Here is a 17,090-nt window from a genome sequence, read left to right on the forward strand (position 1 = left end):
CGGAGCAATCCGGAGGTCACTTCGCAAACTTCACCTTTGCAGCCGCGGTCGACTTACCCGTGTCGCGGCTGCGGCTGCAAAGGACAAAATATACACCGTCCGACTGAGTGGCGGCAGGACCGTAAGGTCACCTAGAACGCGACGGGCTCACCCCCGATCGCGTTTTTTCTTTTCTGAACATTGGCTCAAAAGAAACGCGCCCGGCAATGTGGGCGCGCTTGGTTTCGTGGATTGTGGTAGGGGATCAGAAGCCTGCTTTGATCCGCTCAAACGCTTCGGCCTGACGCTCCCGCTGCTCGTTCGAGATCGGCAGCTGCGCCAGCACAGGCACGGTCACTTCGCCAAGACCAGCGGCCTCCATTGCCTCGGCGCCCAAGGCTTGCAGGGCCGCGTCGTTGGCCGATCCAAAGCCATTGCCCAGAAGCGGGCCCGCGGAGGCATCGCTGAGCACGGCGTTCACATAATCATACGCCAAGGCCTCTTCGCCGGGGGCTTCAACCATGTTCACATAACCGCAGAGCCAGACGGACGTGCCCTCGGTCGTGTTGCGGGCGAAGCCGACGTTGAAGCCTTCTTCCGCCATGGCGACGGGTACCTCGTTCCAGACCCATGCTGCCAAAACCTCGCCCGAGCCGATCAACTGGCTGATCTCGGCCGGGTCAGTCCAATAGGTGCGCAGGTTCTGGTGAATGCCACGCAGCCAATCGGTCGCGGCCTCGAACTGTTCATCCGTGACGTTTGCCCAGTCGGTCACGCCGGTGGCGAGGTATGCCAGCGCGTAGGCGTCATCCACATTGTCGGGGATCGACAGACGACCGGCATAGGCGGGGTTGTTGAAGATCTCCAAGCTCGCGACATCCTCAGCCGACAGCTCATCGGCGTTGTAGGCCACCGCAGTGGAGCCATAGTCAGTCGGTAGGAAGAACAGCTCTTCACTGCCCGCCAGCACATCTTGGCCCACAAGATCCGCATTCAGCGTCTCAAACGCCGCGATCTGGTCCTGATCCCATGCCTCGATAATGCCCGACGCCTGCCAGCGTGGGACGGAGCCTGCGCAGATATGCGTCACGTCGGATTGGAAGCCTGCCAAAAGGCGCTGAAACGCTTCGTCTTCATCGCCGAAGAACACGAATTCCGGCGCGCCGTGGGCATCGATGAATGGCTGGTGGAAGCTCGGATCCTCGAACCCGGAATAGTCAAAAACGGTGAGGCCTTCGGCAGAGGCCGCGCCCGAAAGGGCGAGCGTCGCGGCGGAGGCGAGCAGCGTGGTCTTGGTCATGTTTTATGGTCCCTGTTGGCGTCTCGTTACGATCAGACTGCCGGAGAGTTTAGGGCGCAGGCGCGCTGCGGTCCAGTGGATTTGACCGCGTGGTTGCAAGGTTGAAACCGGGGGTTAAAGTGCTGACAAACATACAAAAAGAGGTGTACCTCATTGAGGTTTCGACGTGCCAACAGTTCTGGTTTAGCTTGACGAGGCAGAACGCAATGCGAGGATGAGCCACGCAAAACACAGGGACGACATGGACACACGCATCACAGCCACATCGCTCTTTTTCGGAGCGATCGGCGACCTTCTGAACAACTTTGGTGCCGTCCTCAGGATCGGCGGACCTTGGTTCGCCCTTTACATCGCGCTCCACATCCTTGCCGGGCGCGTCTACGCCCATTGGGTGCTGTACGATGTTAATGCACGGAGCCCCGTGCCCAGTGAATGGTACGTGAACCTCATGTTCCTGGTGATGCTCGGCACGGTTGCCGCGTCCTGGCATCGGTTCGTTGTCTTGAAAGAGGCGCCCAGTTTTTTGCCGCAAATGCGGTTGATGATCATCCTTAAATACATGCTGGCCTGGGTCGTGATCGGGATCATCATCGGGTTGATGTTGCTGTTCTTCTTCGGGCTACCTGCGCTGTTGCTGTCGGCACTCGTTGATCAGGCGCTGCAGGACGTTGTGGTGATGACTTTGCAGGATGACATCTTTGATCCAACGAGCCTATCAGCTGGCCTTCTGGCACTGGCAGTTGGTTTTGTCTTCCTGATCATTTTCAGCTCGATCCTCCTGCTGTTCCGCATGGGCATCGGCCTGCCATCGGTTGCCATTCTGGATGGGCAGGGAATTGGCATGCGCGCCTCGTGGCGCGCCACGCGCGGGGTTGCAGGTGCGGTGTTCGGGGCGAGCTTATGGGCGACGTTCGCCTCGATCATTCTGTACGCCGCCTCGTTCGGCGTGCTGGTCGCGCTGGATCAGGACTATTCCACCGGGCGCGAGGTGATCATGCGGGTGGGCTTCGCGCTCGTCGACATTGTCACAATGCTTGTAGGCACCGCCGTTCTGACGCGGATCTACCGCGCTGTGCCTGACGAAGCGCTTTGAGATGATGCGCCGCTTGAGCCTGCCGTGTTGTTGCAATGACCCTTGCGAGGGCGGTAGCTTTGACGAAGTGCATCTGGTCCTGCCCCACCAATTGAAATGAAATTCCTAGATTTTATCAGAACCCGGAAGCCGCCGAAAAAGCGGGATTGCCGCCGCGCGACAAACGGCCCCTCGTTGCAAAGCCGGTGCCGGACTACGCCAATGGGGACCGCACGATCCTGATGTTCTGGCCCGATAGCCAAACCCATGGATGGGCCGACCTGATCATTCGTCTTGACCCGAAAGGTGCCGATGATCCCCTGGATGAGACGGCTGTTTGGCATGGCTATGTCTCTTATGTGGAAGACTCATTCGCCCAGATCGTTGAGGCGTTGATCGCCTTGGCCGAAGGGTCGAAGGACGCCACGGCTTTTGCAGACATGGAGCCGACGCGGGCAGAGTTCCGGTTTGTCAAAGAAGCAAGCGGTGCAGACCAGATCGTTTTGCGCATCCGCGAATGGTACCCGTATCGCGATGAGGGAGACCATGTGGTCTGGGATGAAAGCCTTCCATGGCAGGATTTCGGGACGGCACGGCCCATTGCCTTGAAGCACCTCATGGACGATGTTCTTTGGCTTTCCCACGAGGCAGAGGCACGGTTCGGGACCGCGGGATATCATGGGGCGTGGGGGTATCCTTTGCCGTTGCACAACCTTCAGAGGTTACGTGAACTTCGCGCGACACTGAAATAGTGACGGTTGGCTACGTTTGTGTGTCGGCGGCCTTTGCACGGGCATCGAAGACCGATTGAGCCAACGCTTTGGTATAGGCCTCAAGCTCCGACAAGGCCGTGATAACGGCTTCACCGTCGCCCGCATCCGCCGCGTCCGCGATTTGTTCGTGCAGGCGCACAATCTCGGCCCGGTCGCGGGCAGTGAAGGTGATCATGTTCATCAGCGGCTGCATCGCCTCAACCGCGCCGGCAAGTTGGTAAGACATGACCGGATTGCCCGCGCCATCAACCAGCGCGCGGTGAAAGGCGACGTCTGAGGCGCAGAAGGCTTCATCAGAAAGGCCCGGCTGCGCTTGTCGCACGATCTCGGCACGCATGGTTGCCAGGTGGTCGGCATCGCGGCGTGCGGCCGACAGGCGTGCGCAGGCACGTTCCAGCGCAAAGCGCGCTTCGCAGGCCGTGTCGAAGCTGACATTGTTCATGCCCAGTAGCAGCGTCGATGTGGTGATGTGGCCGCGATAGGCATCTTCATAGCTGAGGCGGTTCACGAAAGCGCCGCCGAATGCCCCGCGCTGCGTGCGGATCAGGGATTGCGCGGCAAGGCGTTTGAGCGCCTCGCGCACGGTGGAGCGCGAGACCTCGAACTGGTCGGCAAGCTCGGATTCGGACGGTAGCCGTTCGTCGACGATCAGCTTGCCCGAGACAATGGCATCGCGGATCGCGGCGGCAATCTGCGCCGAAAGATCGGCGGAGCTGTTTGGGTCGATTTTCATTTGTCAGACATTTAAATGTCTGACATCACGTTCGGCAAGCAGAATCACCGTTTAGGGAGTGGCCGGTGACGCACGTAATCCGCAACACGCTGTGGCTTGGCTTCTTTGGCGGCATTCTGGTGGCGTGGGTTGTGCTGTATCAAATGGCAAGCGGAATGGGGCTGGATTGGCTCGGGCGCATGTCCATGGGTATGGACATGGAGATGTCCGAGCCGATGGACATGGGCGTTATGGCCATGGATGGCGACACGCCGTCAGATGACGAGACGGCGATGCCGATGGCCATGGACGATGACATGGCGATGGACGAGATGGAGATGGGCGGCATGGATATGTCTGCCATGACCCGCTTCGGTCCGCTCTTTGGCATGTGGTCGATCATGATGGCGGCGATGATGTTGCCGACGCTCGTGCCAACCTTGGTGAACTACGAACGTCTAATGACCTCCGCCGATGGCACGCGGGCCGGGTGGTTGGGCGTGTTGGGCGGCTATTCCATCGTCTGGATCGGGGTCGCCGCAATTTTTGCCATGGTCCAGATCGGGCTTCTGCGCGCCGGGATTATCGACATGATGGGTGTGCCGAACGCCTTGTGGGTCTCGGGCGCGCTGCTGATCGTGGTCGGCGCGTTCCAGTTCACCCGCGCGAAAGAGGTCTGCCATGGCGTGTGCCATGCGCCGATGAATTATTTCCTGGGCCATTGGAAGACCGGCTTCGCGGGTGGTGTGCGGATGGGAATGGGCCTTGGCGCGTTCTGCGCGGGCTGCTGCTGGGGCTTCATGGCGCTCGGCTTTGTGGGCGGCATGATGAGCCTGCTCTGGATGGGCCTCGCCACGCTGTTCATGGTGATCGAAAAGCTGCCCCAGGTGGGGCATTATGTGACCAAGCCACTGGGAGTGGCGCTGATTTTGGGCGGTTTGGCTGTGCTCGGCTATCCGTTCATCGCTTGAGGGAGAGAGATATGGCCGTAAAGAAACGCCCCGACGCGGACCGGTTGCCGGTCAGCCAGCGGATCGACCAGCGGATGGACAACCCCAAGCGGCGGCAGTTGAAGCCGCGCGATTGGGCGATCAAGGGGAGCTGATCCTGAATTGCTCCTGCACCGTGTTCTGTCCTTGCGTAGTCTCGCTTGGGAAACACGATCCGACGGACGGCGATTGTAAGGCCTGGATGGGCATTGCCATCGACGAGGGTCATTTCGAGGGCGAAGACCTGAGCGGGCTGAACGTGGGCCTGATGGTCTATATCCCCGGCAAGATGGCCGAAGGCGGATGGCAGGTCGCGGCCTATGTCGATGAGCGCGCCAGCGGGAAGGCCTATCAAGGGCTGCTGGAGATCTTCTCGGGCGCTGCGGGCGGGACCACGGGGCTGTTCACGCTTCTGGTGTCCGACATCGTTTCGGCGGAGCGCGAGAAGGTCGAGATCACGCGCGACGGCAAGAAGCGTGGGCTGTTCGTCGGCAAGAAGATCCAGGGCGAGATCGAAATGATTGACGGCGCGTCGCCCGATCATCCGGTGATGATCACGAACTCCAAGTACTGGATGGGCCCAGACATCATCGCCGCGCGCGGCCTGAAATCGAAGGTGCGCGACTTCGGCAAGATGTGGGATTTCTCAGGCAAGTCGGCGGAAATCTGTCCCATCGAATGGGGCGGTTCGGCGGGCGGCAAGTAATGGTCGGCCCCGCCTACGCGCGGACCATGGCGCGATACAACGCCTGGCAGAACCAGTGGATGTTTCAGGCCTGTAATGAGTTGTCGGACGCACAGCGCACCGAGGATCGCGGGCTGTTCTGGCGTTCGATCCAGGGCACTCTGAGCCATTCCTTCTGGGGCGACATGATCTGGATCTCGCGCTTTGACGGGGGCGAGGGGCCTGAGGCGCCGTTGACCGACACTGCGGATGCCTATGACTGGCCCACGATGATGGCGGAACGGCCCAAGCTGGACGCGCGCATCGCGGCTTGGGCCTGGGGCACGGATAACAGCGATTTCGAGGGTGATCTGAGCTGGTACTCGCAAGGCGTGGGGCGTCAGATGACCATGCCGCGAACGTTGTGTGCCATGCAGCTGTTCAATCACCAGACGCACCATCGCGGTCAGGTGCATGCGGCGCTGACCGCGCTTGGCGTCAAGACGGTCGACACGGACCTGCCGTTCATGCCGGACGAGGTGCCGGAATGGGTTTAACGGGTCTCGGCGTAGCCTGCGTAATCACCCGGGTCGATGAAGTTGATATCCTCGGCGCCCCAGGTGTCGTCGTCGGGTGTATCAAGCGTCAACACGAGCGAGATGTAGCGGCCCGATTGGCCGGAATTGAGCGCGGCCACGCCGGTTTCGGTCTCAATCGCAAAGGGGATGATCGCCACGGGAAGGCCATCTGGAGAGGTGCGGTAACGCGCGGGCAGGATCATGCCGTCCCACGTTGCGCCAGCCTCGCCCCGCGTGCCGTCCCAAAGCTCTTCGGCGGTCTCGGGGTTAATGGCGGCCTCAGCGAAGAAGTCGGCATTGGTGGCGTTGGAATGGGGCGCCATCAACGAGGCATCCTGCGCACGCATGCCGTGCAGAACGGCGGAGGCCACAGCCTCGGCACTTTGGGTTTGGGCAGGGCGGCAGCGCCGGTGATCAACAGGGCGCCGAGCGCCACAACAAAAACGCGTGTCATGGAAAAATCCTTCAATGAGATGGCCTAACCCTAGGACACAAAATGATTTTCGCCAAGGTAAGGAGACCCGGCCATGGCAATGATTTCACCGTCCCGCCGGTTGCGCAGAACGCCGTTTTCCGACGGTGTGGAGGTCGGCCGGGGTAAAGGCCTACACGATCTATAACCGCATGTTATTGCCCACTGTTTTCCGCTCGGTCGAGGAGGATTACCGCCATCTGAAGGATGCGGTGCAGCTGTGGGACGTCTCCGTCGAGCGGCAGGTTGAGGTGCGCGGGCCCGATGCAAGCAAGCTGATCCAGATGCTGACCCCGCGCGACCTGCGCGGCATGCTGCCGGGGCAGTGCTATTACATGCCGGTGGTCGATGAGACGGGCGGTATGCTGAACGATCCGGTGGTCGTGAAGTTGAGCGAGGATCGCTGGTGGATCTCCATCGCGGACAGCGATTTGTTGTTGTGGGTCAAGGGGGTAGCCTATGGCTATCGCCTGGATGTGCTGGTCGATGAACCCGACGTATCACCCCTGGCCGTACAGGGCCCCAAGGCCGATGAGCTGATGGCGCGGGTCTTTGGCGATAGCATCCGGGACGTGAAATTCTTCCGCTTCGGCTGGTTCGATTTTCAGGGTCGCAGCATGGCAATTGCGCGCTCTGGCTATTCGAAACAGGGCGGATTTGAGATTTACGTAGAAGGCTCCGATATCGGCATGCCGCTTTGGAATGCGTTGATGGAGGCTGGCAAAGACCTTGATGTACATGCCGGATGCCCAAACAACATCGAGCGGATCGAAGGCGGATTATTGAGTTATGGCAATGACATGACCGACGATAACACGCCCCATGAATGCGGGCTTGGACGGTTCTGCAACACCGCGACCGCGATTGGGTGCATTGGCCGCGACGCTCTGCTACGGGTGTCGATGGAAGGGCCGGTGCAGCAAATCCGGCCAATCGCGATCAACGCGACGTCCTTGCCAAGCTGCGATCGCGCCTGGCCGCTTATGGCCGGTTCGCGCCGTGTGGGACAGGTGACATCGGCGGCGATGAGCCCCGATTTCAAGGAAGGGGTCGCCATCGGCATGGTGCGCATGACCCACTGGGATGCGGGCACACCCCTGCATCTTGAGACGCCGGAGGGCAGCTTTGATGCTGAAGTCCGGGAAGAGTTTTGGAAATGAATCCAGCGTTCTGTTGGACGTTCTTAAAGTTACGGGAGAGATGAGATGAGCTTTAATGCCCTGGTGGTCGAGAAGAATGACGAAGGCAAGACCAGCGCCGCAGTCACCCAGATCACCGATGATCAGCTGCCCGACGGTGATGTGACTGTGGCGGTCGAGTATTCGACCGTGAACTACAAGGATGGCCTGTGCATCGGGCCGGGCGGCGGGCTTGTACGGACCTACCCGCATGTGCCGGGCATCGACTTTAGCGGTACTGTCGAAGCCTCTGATAACCCGAACTATTCTGCCGGTGACAAGGTTGTCCTGACGGGCTGGCGCGTGGGTGAGGCGCACTGGGGCGGCTATGCTCAGAAGGCGCGCGTTAAGGGCGATTGGTTGGTTCCGCTGCCCAAGGGGCTGACGAGCCGTCAGGCAATGGCCGTGGGCACGGCTGGATTTACCGCCATGCTGGCCGTTATGGCGCTTGAAGATCACGGTCTAACCCCCGGAAACGGTGAGGTTTTGGTGACGGGTGCCGCCGGTGGCGTGGGCTCCGTCGCGACTGCAATTCTCGCTAATCTGGGCTATGAGGTGGCCGCTGTGACGGGGCGGCCGGAGCAGGCGGATTACCTGAAATCGTTGGGTGCAAGCCGGATCGTTCCCCGTGAGGAGCTGAACGAAACCACGAAAAGACCTTTGGAAGCAGAGACTTGGGCCGGGTGCGTGGACGCAGTGGGCGGCGACATGTTGGCCCGTGTGCTGGGGCAGATGAAATATGGCGCCTCCATCTCGGCCGTCGGCCTGGCCGGTGGCGCGGGCCTGCCCGCAACCGTAATTCCCTTTTTGTTGCGGGGGTTAACCTGCTTGGCATCGACTCCGTGATGCAGCCCTACGACAACCGAGTGCGGGCCTGGCAGCGTATCGCCAAGGACCTGCCGATGGACAAGCTTGAGGCGATGGTTCAGCCCGCGACGCTGGCCGATCTGCCCGATCTTGGCCGCGCGATCCTGAAGGGTGGTGTGCGGGGCCGCGTCGTGGTTGACGTGAACGCATGACACCCGAAACCCTGACCATCTGGTCACATATGTGACCGTTTGGTCGGAGTTTTTCGCGAAAAAGCGTCCATTTGGTCAGAGTTTCAGAGGGGCAGGGCCTGCCCCTCTTTCAGCTCCTCCATCACGAAACTGGCGGAGACGTCGCCCATCTCCACTCGCTCGATCAACCGCTGATAGAGGCGGTCGTAATCGGCCATGTCGGCGACGCGGGCGCGGATCAGATAATCCAGATCGCCGGTCATCCGGTAGACGCCGAGAATTTCCGGGATAGCGCGCACGGCGCGGCGGAACTGATCGAGCCAGTCTGCAGAATGGTGCGCGGCGCGGACCTGGATGAAGACCATCAGGCCGAGGCCGATGGCGGTGGGGTCCACGATGGCAACACGGCCTTTGATGACCCCGCGCTCTTCCAGCGCCTTGATGCGGCGCCAGACGGCATTGCGGCTCAGGCCGACGTGGCGGCCCAGTTCCTCCAACGGTTCATCGGCGCGGGCTTGCAGATGGGTGAGGATTCGGCGGTCGATTTCATCAAGTGTCATCATGTTGGGGCATTTAGCGGGAAATCCTCCACACGTCACGGAGAATTCACCAGACATTTGGGAGCGTTTCCCCACAGTTCCGTGACAGTCTTTGCGAAAGCACGAACAGGAGTATCCCAACATGATCAACCGCGTCTTCCTTGAGCATCCCGCAAGTGTGGATGAAAGCTACCTTCAGCATGCGGCCTTTGCAGGCAGGTTTTCGGGCAAGCTGTTTCTGGCGGCAGGCGCAGCGGCGGTGCACGCGGTAATCCCGTGTCTGTTCGAGAAGACGGCAAGCCGGATGATTGCCGAGATGTACGCCAAGACCCACAATCGGGGCGCGTGAGATGTGCCGATGGGCGGCCTATCTAGGCGCGCCAATCTTCATCGAAGATTTGGTCAGCGCGCCGGGCCATTCCCTGATCGAGCAATCGCGGCAAGCGACGGAGTGCAAGACCGCGACCAATGCTGATGGGTTCGGGCTGGCCTGGTATGCGGAGCGGCCTGAGCCCGGGCTTTACAGGGATGTGTATCCGGCATGGTCTGATCCGAATTTGGCGGCGCTTTGCCGAACGGTGAAATCCCACGCGTTTCTGGCCCATGTGCGCGCGTCCACGGGCGCGGCGACGAGCCGGAACAATTGCCACCCCTTTGCCCATGGGCGGTGGAGTTTCATGCACAACGGCCAGATCGGTGGGTTTGACGGGTTTCGACGCCGCGCGGATATGGGCGTGAGTGATGCGCTTTATCCGTATCGAAAGGGCGCCACGGACAGCGAGTTACTGTTTCTTTACGCTTTGGAGGCAGGGTTGGACGCGGACCCGGTGGGGGCCATGGTTGCTGCGCATGACGCCTTGCGCGAATTGTCGATCACTCACGGAACGGCCCCGCATCTGCGATCCTCAGCGGCGTGGAGCGACGGGCGCAGATTGTACGCTCTGCGCCTGTCCTCCGACGCGATTGCGCCGTCGGTCTATTATCGGTGGAGTGCGTCACGGCAAGGATGGGCCGTGGTGAGTGAGCCGCTGGAAATCGGGCAGGGCGGCTGGACGGAGCTGCCCGCCGGACATGTCGCAGTGTTTGAGGGGGATAGGGTTGAGGTGCAGGAACTGGTCAGGTCAGCTTTTCAAGCTTCAGCGTGACCCCGTCTTTGTTGTCACCTGGACTGTCGCTGATCAGGAAGAAGACATAGCCATCCGGTTTGAGGGTGAATTCCTTGGCCTTGCATTCTTGATCGCCTCTTCGGGGGTATCGAACCCACCATTGTCGTCCACGACAAGGCCATCCGCGCGCGGTGTGGCGAAGGCCGGGGACCATACCACAAACCGCGTTCGCCATCGCGGGGGCGAGCCGGTGCTCCACGCGGTTCGATCGCTCTCCCCTTCAATGGCCTGAACGCGATACGTTCCGGGGCCAAATGGCCGCCAAAAAGGAGCGGTCGGGTTTTCCTCGTCTCTGGCGCCGAGCGTGAACGTAAAGGGTTCCATGTTGGTATGCTCCGGTTCGGTTGGTGTTTGGCGGAGCGTAGCACAGAAGCGCCAAAAACGCGGGGTTAGTGCCCCACATACAGATCGCCGCGATGGTTGATCGCGACGATCCCGTTGACCATGGCCGCACCCAGCAGCGACCAACCGACAAGCACGGGGTCCAGCAGCGCGAAGGCGGCGGCGAAGATCAGGGCGTCGACGCCGAATTGCACATAGCCCGCACGCAGGCCCGTCTTTTCCTGCAGGTAGTAGGCAAGGATGCCGATCCCGCCAAGGGACGCGCCATGCCGGAAGATCGCTAGCACCCCGAGGCCAAGTGTGGCGCCTGCCAGGAAGGCGGCGACGCCAGGGTGGATATAGTCGAGGCGCAGGACGTGGGGCGCAAGCTCGGCCATCACCGACAAAAGCGTCACGCCGATCACGGTCTTGAGCACGAAGCGCCAGCCGAGGCGCATCAGCGCCAGCGCGTAGAACGGGATGTTCACCACGAAAAACACCCAACCGAAGGACCAGCCGCTGACATAGCTGACCAACACGGCAAGGCCCGCGGCCTGACCGGTGATGAGGCCCGCATGGGTCAGCAGGTGAATGCCAAGCGCGCACAATGCTGTGCCGAGGATAAGCGCCTGCGCGTCCTCGAACGGGGTATGTTGATGGCCTTCGGATCTGAGGTCAATTTGGGTCATGCTTGCTGACATAAAAGAGTGTCAGAACAAATCAATAGCCTGAGGCGCTGTGCGAGGCGGCTATGCACGTCGTGCATGGAATTTGGCGGCGATTGCTCAAGTCTTGGGCAGGGTCGCAACCCGCGCGCCTAGATCGAGCCTGCTTCGACCATGTAATTGTTCGCTGAACACATCGCCGCATCATCGGAGGCGAGGAACAGGGCCATGCGCACGACGTAGATCGGGTCGATGGGGTCGGGCAGGCATTGGCGGTTGGTCTGGGCGGTCAGCGCCTCGTCCGTCACCCAGAGCTCTTTCTGACGGTCGGTCATGATCCAGCCCGGGACCACGGTGTTCACGCGGATGCGGTGGCGGCCCAGATCACGCGCCATGGTCCGGGTCAGGCCGTGGACGGCAGCTTTGGCCGTGGCATAGGCGGGGAAGCCGCCGCCGGCCTCCCACCATGAATTGGACCCCATGTTGATGATGGAGCCTTTTCCAGCGGCGATCATGCCGGGGGCTGCGGCCTGGATGGCGAAGAACATGTGGCGGAGATTGGTTTGCATCCGCTCGTCCCAATAGTCGGGCGTGACGTCCTGCCAGTCATGTCGGTCATCGCGGGCGGCGTTGTTGACCAGGACCTCGGCCGGGCCGTTGGTGGCGGCGAGTGTGTCGAAGGCCGCGCGCAGGGCGTCGATGTCGCGCAGATCGCAGGGGGCAAAGGTTGTGCCAGGTCTCAGCGGCGAGCGCGGTGCCGCGTTCAGTGTCGATATCGACGAAGCCCACCTTGGCGCCTTGATCTGCGAAGGCGCGAACGAGCCCTTCGCCAATGCCCGACGCGCCACCGGTGATGAAGACACTGGCACCCTTGAGCGAGGGGTAGGTTGCGAATTGCGGTTGGGTCATGGAAGCAGTCCTTGCAGCGGTGTGTGCAAGGTCGGACGCGGGTGCGGAAAGGTCAATGGCTGCTCAGGCGACGGGCCAGATGACCTCCCCTTTTCGTCGTGGACCGGGCCGTCGGGCAGCGTGTCGAGCAGAGCCTCGACTTTATGGGATGGACGGCAGAGGGCGACACCTTTCGGTGTGCAGACGATGGGGCGGTTCACGAGGATCGGGTGCGCGACCATGGCGTCGAGCAGGGCGTCATCGCTGACGGAGGGGGCGGTCAGGCCAAGCTCTTCTGCGTTGGTCTTGTGCGTGCGCAGGGCCTCTCGCGCGGTGAGGTCGGCGGCGGCGAAGAGACGCCAGAAGCTGCGGGCGGGTCCAGCCGGTCTGGAGGTATTCGATCACCTCAGGCTCTGCCCCGGTGGCGCGGATAATGGCGAGGACATTGCGGGAGGTTCCGCAGGCGGGATTGTGGTGGATGACGATCATGGGGCGTGGCGTAGCGGGGGTTTGTAACAGGGATGTGTCAGTTGACCCGGCGCGGTGTGTCAGGATTGCGGGATGTTGATGATACGCTTTGCCCAAAGGATCAACAGAGTGACGAGCAGGGGGGCCAGCCAGGCCATACCCAAGGCGAAGAAGATGGGGTTTGTCTCGTCAATGTCAGAGCAGGGGACGTAGTTGACCTCAGTCCAATCGTTGCGCGTTCCGCAATCCAGGCGGGTTGCTTCGACAAGGCCCGCGATGACGAGGCCCATGAAGAACAGGCCGATCGCCGAGGGGATTGAAAGCGCACCCCAAAAGAGGATGCGCCAACGGCGTGGGAGGCGTTTGGGTCGATACCGTCATGGGCGGATCTTATGCCCGTCATTACGGCCCGCCAAGTGGTGGAATACCCCAGCTTGCCCCTGGTGGCGCTGCGGTTAGCCCGCGAGCGCCTTGTTGAGGTTCTCGTCGATCTTCTCAAGGAAGCCCATCGTGGTCAGCCACTTCTGATCGGGGCCGACGAGAAGGGCGAGGTCCTTGGTCATGAAGCCCGATTCCACGGTTTCCACGATCACGCGTTCCAGCGTCTCGGCGAATTCCATGAGCTTGGCGTTGTCGTCGAGTTTGGCGCGGTGCTTGAGGCCACCGGTCCAGGCGTAGATGGAGGCGATGGAGTTGGTGGAGGTGGCCTTGCCCTCCTGATGATTGCGGTAGTGGCGGGTGACGGTGCCGTGGGCGGCCTCGGATTCGACGATCTTGCCGTCAGGGCGTCATGAGGACCGAGGCCATCATGCCGAGCGAGCCGAAGCCTTGGGCCACGACGTCGGATTGCACGTCGCCATCGTAGTTCTTGCAGGCCCAGACGAAACCGCCGTTCCACTTGATCGCGCAGGCGACCATGTCGTCGATCAAGCGGTGTTCGTACCAGATCTTTTTCTCTTCGAACGCCTCTTTGAATTCAGCCTCGTAGACCTCAGCGAAGATTTCGAGGAAGCGACCATCGTATTGTTTTAGAATAGTGTTTTTGGTCGACAGGTAGACGGGCCAGCCGAGGTTGAGGCCGTAGTTGAACGACGCCCGGGCGAAGTCGTAGATCGACTTGTCGATGTTATACATCGACATGAAGACGCCGGGGCCGTCGGCTTTGTAGACCTCATGTTCGATCTCGTTGCCCGTCTTCGCCGACGAATTTCATCGTGAGCGTGCCGGGGCCGGGGAACTTCATGTCGGTGGCTTTGTATTGGTCACCGAAGGCGTGGCGGCCCACGACAATGGGCTGGGTCCAGCCGGGGACAAGGCGGGGGACGTTTTTGCAGATGATCGGTTGGCGGAAGATCACGCCGCCCAGGATGTTGCGGATCGTGCCGTTGGGCGAACGCCACATCTTCTTGAGGCCGAATTCCTCCACGCGGGCCTCATCCGGCGTGATGGTGGCGCATTTGACGGCGACGCCGATTTCCTTGGTTTTCTCGGCGGCGTCGATGGTGATCTGGTCTTCGGTTTCGTCACGAGCCTCGATGCCGAGATCATAGTAGAGCAGGTCGATGTCGAGATAGGGCAGGATCAGCTTGTCCTTGATGAAGGCCCACATGATGCGGGTCATCTCGTCGCCGTCCATCTCGACGATGGGGTTGTCTACTTTGATTTTGGTCATGTCTGGGCGGTCCCGGTAGGTCGCGGTCTGGTTGTTTTGGTTAGAGCGGAGTGGGGGCTTGAGGCAAGGGGTGGGGCCTAGACGGGATGGCATATGGCCCACCCACCCACATCTGCTATCCAGGCAAGAGGCGGGTTTTGCTGTGGGTGTTGAGGACGGACTTTTTGCTGAGAGGCGGTTCAGGGGCGGGTCCGCCCGCTGAACGCGCCATGTCGAGGGTGCTCCCGAGTCGTGGAGCAGTCAAGGACAGGCGGCCCTTGGCGCCGTCGCTGGCGCGATCCTTGACAGCCCCAAGACTCGGGGCGGGTTAGCCGATGATGCTGTTGAGCGTGGCCGATGGGCGCATGACGTTTGCGAGCTTGTCGTCTGCGTTCATGTAGTAGCCGCCGGTATCGGCTGCACTGCCTGCGCCAGCGTCGAGTTCGGCGATGATGGTCGCTTCGTTTTCAGCGAGCGCCTGTGCCATGGGGGCGAATTCAGCGGCGAGATCGGCATCGGGGCCGTTCTGCCAGCGCCTCGGCCCAGTAGCGGGCAAACCAGTAATGGCTGTCGCGGTTGTCGGGCTGGCCGACCTTGCGACCGGGCGAGCGGTTGTCGTCGAGGATGCCTTGGGTGGCCTGTTCCACCGCGTCGCCGAGGACCTGTGCCTTGGCGTTGCCTTTGGCGTCCGCGAGGAACTTGAACGACTCGCCCAGGGCGCAGAATTCGCCGAGGCTGTCCCAACGCAGGTGGTTCTCGGCGTGGAGCTGCTGGACGTGTTTGGGGGCGGAGCCGCCCGCGCCGGTCTCGAACAAGCCACCGCCCTGCATCAGTTTCACGATGGAGAGCATCTTGGCGGAGGTCGCAAGTTCCAGGATCGGGAAGAGGTCGGTCAGGTAGTCGCGCAGCACGTTGCCGGTGATGGCGATGGTGTTCTCGCCCTTGGTGATGGTCTCCAAGCTAGGCGCGGGTGGCTTCGCGTGGGTGCCATGATCTCGAATTTGTCAGCAACGCCAGCGGCTTCGAGGATGGGCTTCACGTAAGCGATCAGCTGCGCGTCATGGGCCCGGGTCTCGTCCAGCCAGAAGATGGAGCGGTAGCCGGTGGCCTTTTGGCGGGAGATCGCAAGCTGCACCCAGTCTTCGATGGGGGCCTTGCGGGCCGATGCGGAGCGCCAGATGTCACCCGGCTGCACGTCGTGGCTGTGCAGAACCGTGCCGTCATCGAGGATCATCTTGACGGTGCCGGCCTCCGCGATCTCGAAGGTTGTGGGGTGGGAGCCGTATTCTTCGGCCTTCTGGGCCATCAGGCCGAGGTTCTGGACGGTGCCCGCGGTGGCGGGGTTCAGCGCGCCGTTGGCTTTGAAGAAGTTGATGCTCTCGTCGTAGACGGGCGCGTAGCTGTTGTCGGGGATGACGCAGACGGCGTCGGCTTCTTTGCCGTCGGGGCCCCAGCCCTTGCCGCCTGCGCGGATCAGGGCGGGCATGGAGGCGTCGATGATGACGTCGGAGGGGACGTGCAGGTTGGTGATGCCCCGGTCGCTGTCGACCATGTACATCGGCGGGCGGTCGGCCATGGTGGCGTCGATGGCGGACATGATTTCGGAATGGCCGTTCACACGCTCCAGCAAATCGCCGAGGCCGGAATTGGGGTTCACTCCGTGCTTGGCCATCTCATCGCCGAACTGGTCGAAGACGGGGGCGAGGAAGGTTTTGACGGCGTGGCCGAAGATGATGGGGTCAGAGACCTTCATCATGGTGGCCTTCATGTGCAGCGAGAAGAGGACACCCTCGGCCTTGGTCTTCTCGATTTCCTCGGCGAGGAAGGCATCGAGGGCGGCGGCGGACATGTACGTCGCGTCGACGACGGTGCCGGCGGGGTAGGAGAGGCCGTCTTTCAGGGTCGTAGTGCCGGATGGCGGTTTCCAGGACGATCTTGGCGCCGGTGGCATCTGGGCAGGGTCGAGGAAACCTCGTTCGAGCGAAAATCACCGCCCGACATCGAAGCGACACGGGTTTTGCTGTCAGCGCTCCATTCGCCCATGCGGTGCGGGTTGTTCTGGGCGTAGGATTTCACGGCGGCGGCGGCGCGGCGGTCGGAATTGCCTTCGCGCAGGACCGGGTTCACGGCAGAGCCTTTGATGCCGTCATACTTGGCGCGGATGGCTTTTTCTTCGTCGGTCGAAGGGGCCTCGGGGTAGTCGGGCAGGGCGTAGCCTTTGGCCTGAAGCTCCTCAATCGCGGCGACAAGCTGCGGGACGGAGGCGGAGATGTTGGGCAGTTTGATGACGTTGGCGTCGGGCGTTTTCACCAGCTCACCCAGGGCGGCGAGATCATCGGGGATGCGCTGATCGGGCGTCAGGTGCTCGGGGAAGGTGGCGAGGATGCGGCCCGCGAGGCTGATGTCCTTGGTGCCGACGGTGATGCCCGCGGCTGAGGCGAAACGCTGGATGATCGGCAGGAGCGAGGCCGAGGCCAGCTCGGGCGCTTCGTCAACCTTGGTGTAGATGATGTCGGGGTTCGTCATGGCGCGTGCCCTCCGGTCCGGGGGTGGGAGAATTTGAGGCGCTTCTAGCGGAGGTGGCGCGCGCAGGGAAGGGGGTATACGATTGTATACCGCGCGCGGAGTGTCACAGGCTGTGATGGAGTTTGACGCGGTTCGTTGCGCCGGTGCCGAT

The 17,090-nt window shown here is 61.6% G+C and carries 14 protein-coding genes and 6 pseudogenes; 9 read left to right on the top strand and 11 right to left on the bottom strand.

Annotation, left to right across the window (positions count from 1 at the left end; genetic code table 11):
- Nucleotides 1-244 precede the first annotated feature (244 nt).
- Nucleotides 245-1,279, bottom strand: coding sequence for an extracellular solute-binding protein (locus ACZ1HK_RS01000; RefSeq protein WP_472627099.1), 1,035 nt, complete (start codon nt 1,277-1,279; stop codon nt 245-247).
- A 241-nt stretch (nt 1,280-1,520) separates the two neighbouring features.
- Here ACZ1HK_RS01000 and ACZ1HK_RS01005 point away from each other — a divergent pair, with 241 nt between their 5' ends.
- Nucleotides 1,521-2,372, top strand: a complete 852-nt coding sequence (locus ACZ1HK_RS01005; RefSeq protein ID WP_472627100.1) for a hypothetical protein — start codon at nt 1,521-1,523, stop codon at nt 2,370-2,372.
- 146 nt (nt 2,373-2,518) lie between these two features.
- Nucleotides 2,519-3,103: a hypothetical protein gene (locus ACZ1HK_RS01010; RefSeq protein ID WP_472627101.1), complete on the top strand. Its 585-nt coding sequence runs from the start codon at nt 2,519-2,521 to the stop codon at nt 3,101-3,103.
- A gap of 10 nt (nt 3,104-3,113) precedes the next feature.
- On the opposite strand, the gene ACZ1HK_RS01015 is transcribed toward ACZ1HK_RS01010, so the two are convergent.
- The gene (locus tag ACZ1HK_RS01015) at nt 3,114-3,857 is read right to left on the bottom strand and encodes a FadR/GntR family transcriptional regulator (RefSeq protein ID WP_472627102.1); all 744 of its coding nucleotides are present in this window, start codon (nt 3,855-3,857) and stop codon (nt 3,114-3,116) included.
- A 65-nt stretch (nt 3,858-3,922) separates the two neighbouring features.
- On the opposite strand from ACZ1HK_RS01015, the gene ACZ1HK_RS01020 reads away from it, so the two are divergent.
- The 3 genes and pseudogenes from ACZ1HK_RS01020 to ACZ1HK_RS01030 all read left to right on the top strand — a co-directional run bounded on the left by ACZ1HK_RS01020 (nt 3,923) and on the right by ACZ1HK_RS01030 (nt 6,046).
- Nucleotides 3,923-4,807 carry a DUF2182 domain-containing protein gene (locus ACZ1HK_RS01020; protein WP_472627103.1) on the top strand — a complete coding sequence of 295 codons (885 nt, stop codon included), beginning with the start codon at nt 3,923-3,925 and terminating at the stop codon, nt 4,805-4,807.
- 11 nt (nt 4,808-4,818) lie between these two features.
- A pseudogene (locus ACZ1HK_RS01025) lies at nt 4,819-5,531 on the top strand (DUF1326 domain-containing protein).
- Nucleotides 5,531-6,046, top strand: a complete 516-nt coding sequence (locus tag ACZ1HK_RS01030; protein ID WP_472627104.1) for a DinB family protein — start codon at nt 5,531-5,533, stop codon at nt 6,044-6,046. Before ACZ1HK_RS01025 ends, ACZ1HK_RS01030 begins: the two are co-directional and overlap by 1 nt.
- On the opposite strand, the gene ACZ1HK_RS01035 is transcribed toward ACZ1HK_RS01030, so the two are convergent.
- Nucleotides 6,043-6,438, bottom strand: coding sequence for a hypothetical protein (locus ACZ1HK_RS01035; protein WP_472627105.1), 396 nt, complete (start codon nt 6,436-6,438; stop codon nt 6,043-6,045). The two genes, ACZ1HK_RS01030 and ACZ1HK_RS01035, sit on opposite strands and share 4 nt — an antisense overlap.
- Before the next feature lie 156 nt (nt 6,439-6,594).
- Between ACZ1HK_RS01035 and ACZ1HK_RS01040 the strand changes: the two are divergent.
- Both ACZ1HK_RS01040 and acuI read left to right on the top strand, forming a co-directional pair.
- A pseudogene (locus ACZ1HK_RS01040) lies at nt 6,595-7,699 on the top strand (dimethylsulfoniopropionate demethylase).
- Between the two features lie 45 nt (nt 7,700-7,744).
- A pseudogene (gene acuI, locus ACZ1HK_RS01045) lies at nt 7,745-8,736 on the top strand (acrylyl-CoA reductase (NADPH)).
- An 83-nt stretch (nt 8,737-8,819) separates the two neighbouring features.
- Here the strand turns inward: acuI and ACZ1HK_RS01050 are convergent.
- A complete protein-coding gene (locus tag ACZ1HK_RS01050) occupies nt 8,820-9,278 on the bottom strand; it encodes an Lrp/AsnC family transcriptional regulator (protein ID WP_472627106.1) in 459 nt (152 codons plus the stop codon).
- Nucleotides 9,279-9,396: 118 nt separating this feature from the next.
- Here ACZ1HK_RS01050 and ACZ1HK_RS01055 point away from each other — a divergent pair, with 118 nt between their 5' ends.
- Nucleotides 9,397-9,603 (top strand): DUF6356 family protein, encoded by a 207-nt coding sequence (locus ACZ1HK_RS01055; RefSeq protein ID WP_472627107.1) that lies wholly within the window; start codon nt 9,397-9,399, stop codon nt 9,601-9,603.
- 1 nt (nt 9,604) lies between these two features.
- Nucleotides 9,605-10,399: a class II glutamine amidotransferase gene (locus tag ACZ1HK_RS01060; protein WP_472627108.1), complete on the top strand. Its 795-nt coding sequence runs from the start codon at nt 9,605-9,607 to the stop codon at nt 10,397-10,399.
- 410 nt (nt 10,400-10,809) lie between these two features.
- On the opposite strand, the gene ACZ1HK_RS01065 is transcribed toward ACZ1HK_RS01060, so the two are convergent.
- From ACZ1HK_RS01065 to ACZ1HK_RS01095, 7 genes and pseudogenes are all read right to left on the bottom strand, one after another.
- On the bottom strand, nt 10,810-11,430 hold the full coding sequence (locus ACZ1HK_RS01065; protein ID WP_472627109.1) for a YitT family protein: 621 nt from the start codon (nt 11,428-11,430) through the stop codon (nt 10,810-10,812).
- Between the two features lie 128 nt (nt 11,431-11,558).
- A complete protein-coding gene (locus ACZ1HK_RS01070) occupies nt 11,559-12,116 on the bottom strand; it encodes an SDR family NAD(P)-dependent oxidoreductase (RefSeq protein WP_472627860.1) in 558 nt (185 codons plus the stop codon).
- Nucleotides 12,022-12,315, bottom strand: a complete 294-nt coding sequence (locus ACZ1HK_RS01075; RefSeq protein ID WP_472627110.1) for an SDR family NAD(P)-dependent oxidoreductase — start codon at nt 12,313-12,315, stop codon at nt 12,022-12,024. The genes ACZ1HK_RS01070 and ACZ1HK_RS01075 overlap by 95 nt, the downstream gene beginning before the upstream one ends.
- Nucleotides 12,312-12,783 (bottom strand): annotated as a pseudogene (arsC, locus tag ACZ1HK_RS01080) (arsenate reductase (glutaredoxin)). Before arsC ends, ACZ1HK_RS01075 begins: the two are co-directional and overlap by 4 nt.
- Nucleotides 12,784-12,842: 59 nt before the next feature.
- Nucleotides 12,843-13,052, bottom strand: coding sequence for a hypothetical protein (locus ACZ1HK_RS01085; RefSeq protein WP_472627111.1), 210 nt, complete (start codon nt 13,050-13,052; stop codon nt 12,843-12,845).
- Between the two features lie 165 nt (nt 13,053-13,217).
- Nucleotides 13,218-14,434 (bottom strand): annotated as a pseudogene (locus tag ACZ1HK_RS01090) (NADP-dependent isocitrate dehydrogenase).
- A 307-nt stretch (nt 14,435-14,741) separates the two neighbouring features.
- Nucleotides 14,742-16,939, bottom strand: a pseudogene (locus tag ACZ1HK_RS01095) (NADP-dependent isocitrate dehydrogenase).
- Between the last annotated feature and the right edge of the window lie 151 nt (nt 16,940-17,090).

This window comes from Gymnodinialimonas sp. JB5-7 (genome assembly GCF_055693405.1).

Coding starts and splice junctions, on each gene's coding strand:
- ACZ1HK_RS01085 (WP_472627111.1), bottom strand. CDS start 13,052: ATGGGCCTCGTCATCGCGGGCCTTGTCGAAGCAACCCGCCTGGATTGC.
- ACZ1HK_RS01005 (WP_472627100.1), top strand. CDS start 1,521: ATGGACACACGCATCACAGCCACATCGCTCTTTTTCGGAGCGATCGGC.
- ACZ1HK_RS01030 (WP_472627104.1), top strand. CDS start 5,531: ATGGTCGGCCCCGCCTACGCGCGGACCATGGCGCGATACAACGCCTGG.
- ACZ1HK_RS01000 (WP_472627099.1), bottom strand. CDS start 1,279: ATGACCAAGACCACGCTGCTCGCCTCCGCCGCGACGCTCGCCCTTTCG.
- ACZ1HK_RS01075 (WP_472627110.1), bottom strand. CDS start 12,315: ATGACCCAACCGCAATTCGCAACCTACCCCTCGCTCAAGGGTGCCAGT.
- ACZ1HK_RS01055 (WP_472627107.1), top strand. CDS start 9,397: ATGATCAACCGCGTCTTCCTTGAGCATCCCGCAAGTGTGGATGAAAGC.
- ACZ1HK_RS01060 (WP_472627108.1), top strand. CDS start 9,605: ATGTGCCGATGGGCGGCCTATCTAGGCGCGCCAATCTTCATCGAAGAT.
- ACZ1HK_RS01015 (WP_472627102.1), bottom strand. CDS start 3,857: ATGAAAATCGACCCAAACAGCTCCGCCGATCTTTCGGCGCAGATTGCC.
- ACZ1HK_RS01065 (WP_472627109.1), bottom strand. CDS start 11,430: ATGACCCAAATTGACCTCAGATCCGAAGGCCATCAACATACCCCGTTC.
- ACZ1HK_RS01050 (WP_472627106.1), bottom strand. CDS start 9,278: ATGATGACACTTGATGAAATCGACCGCCGAATCCTCACCCATCTGCAA.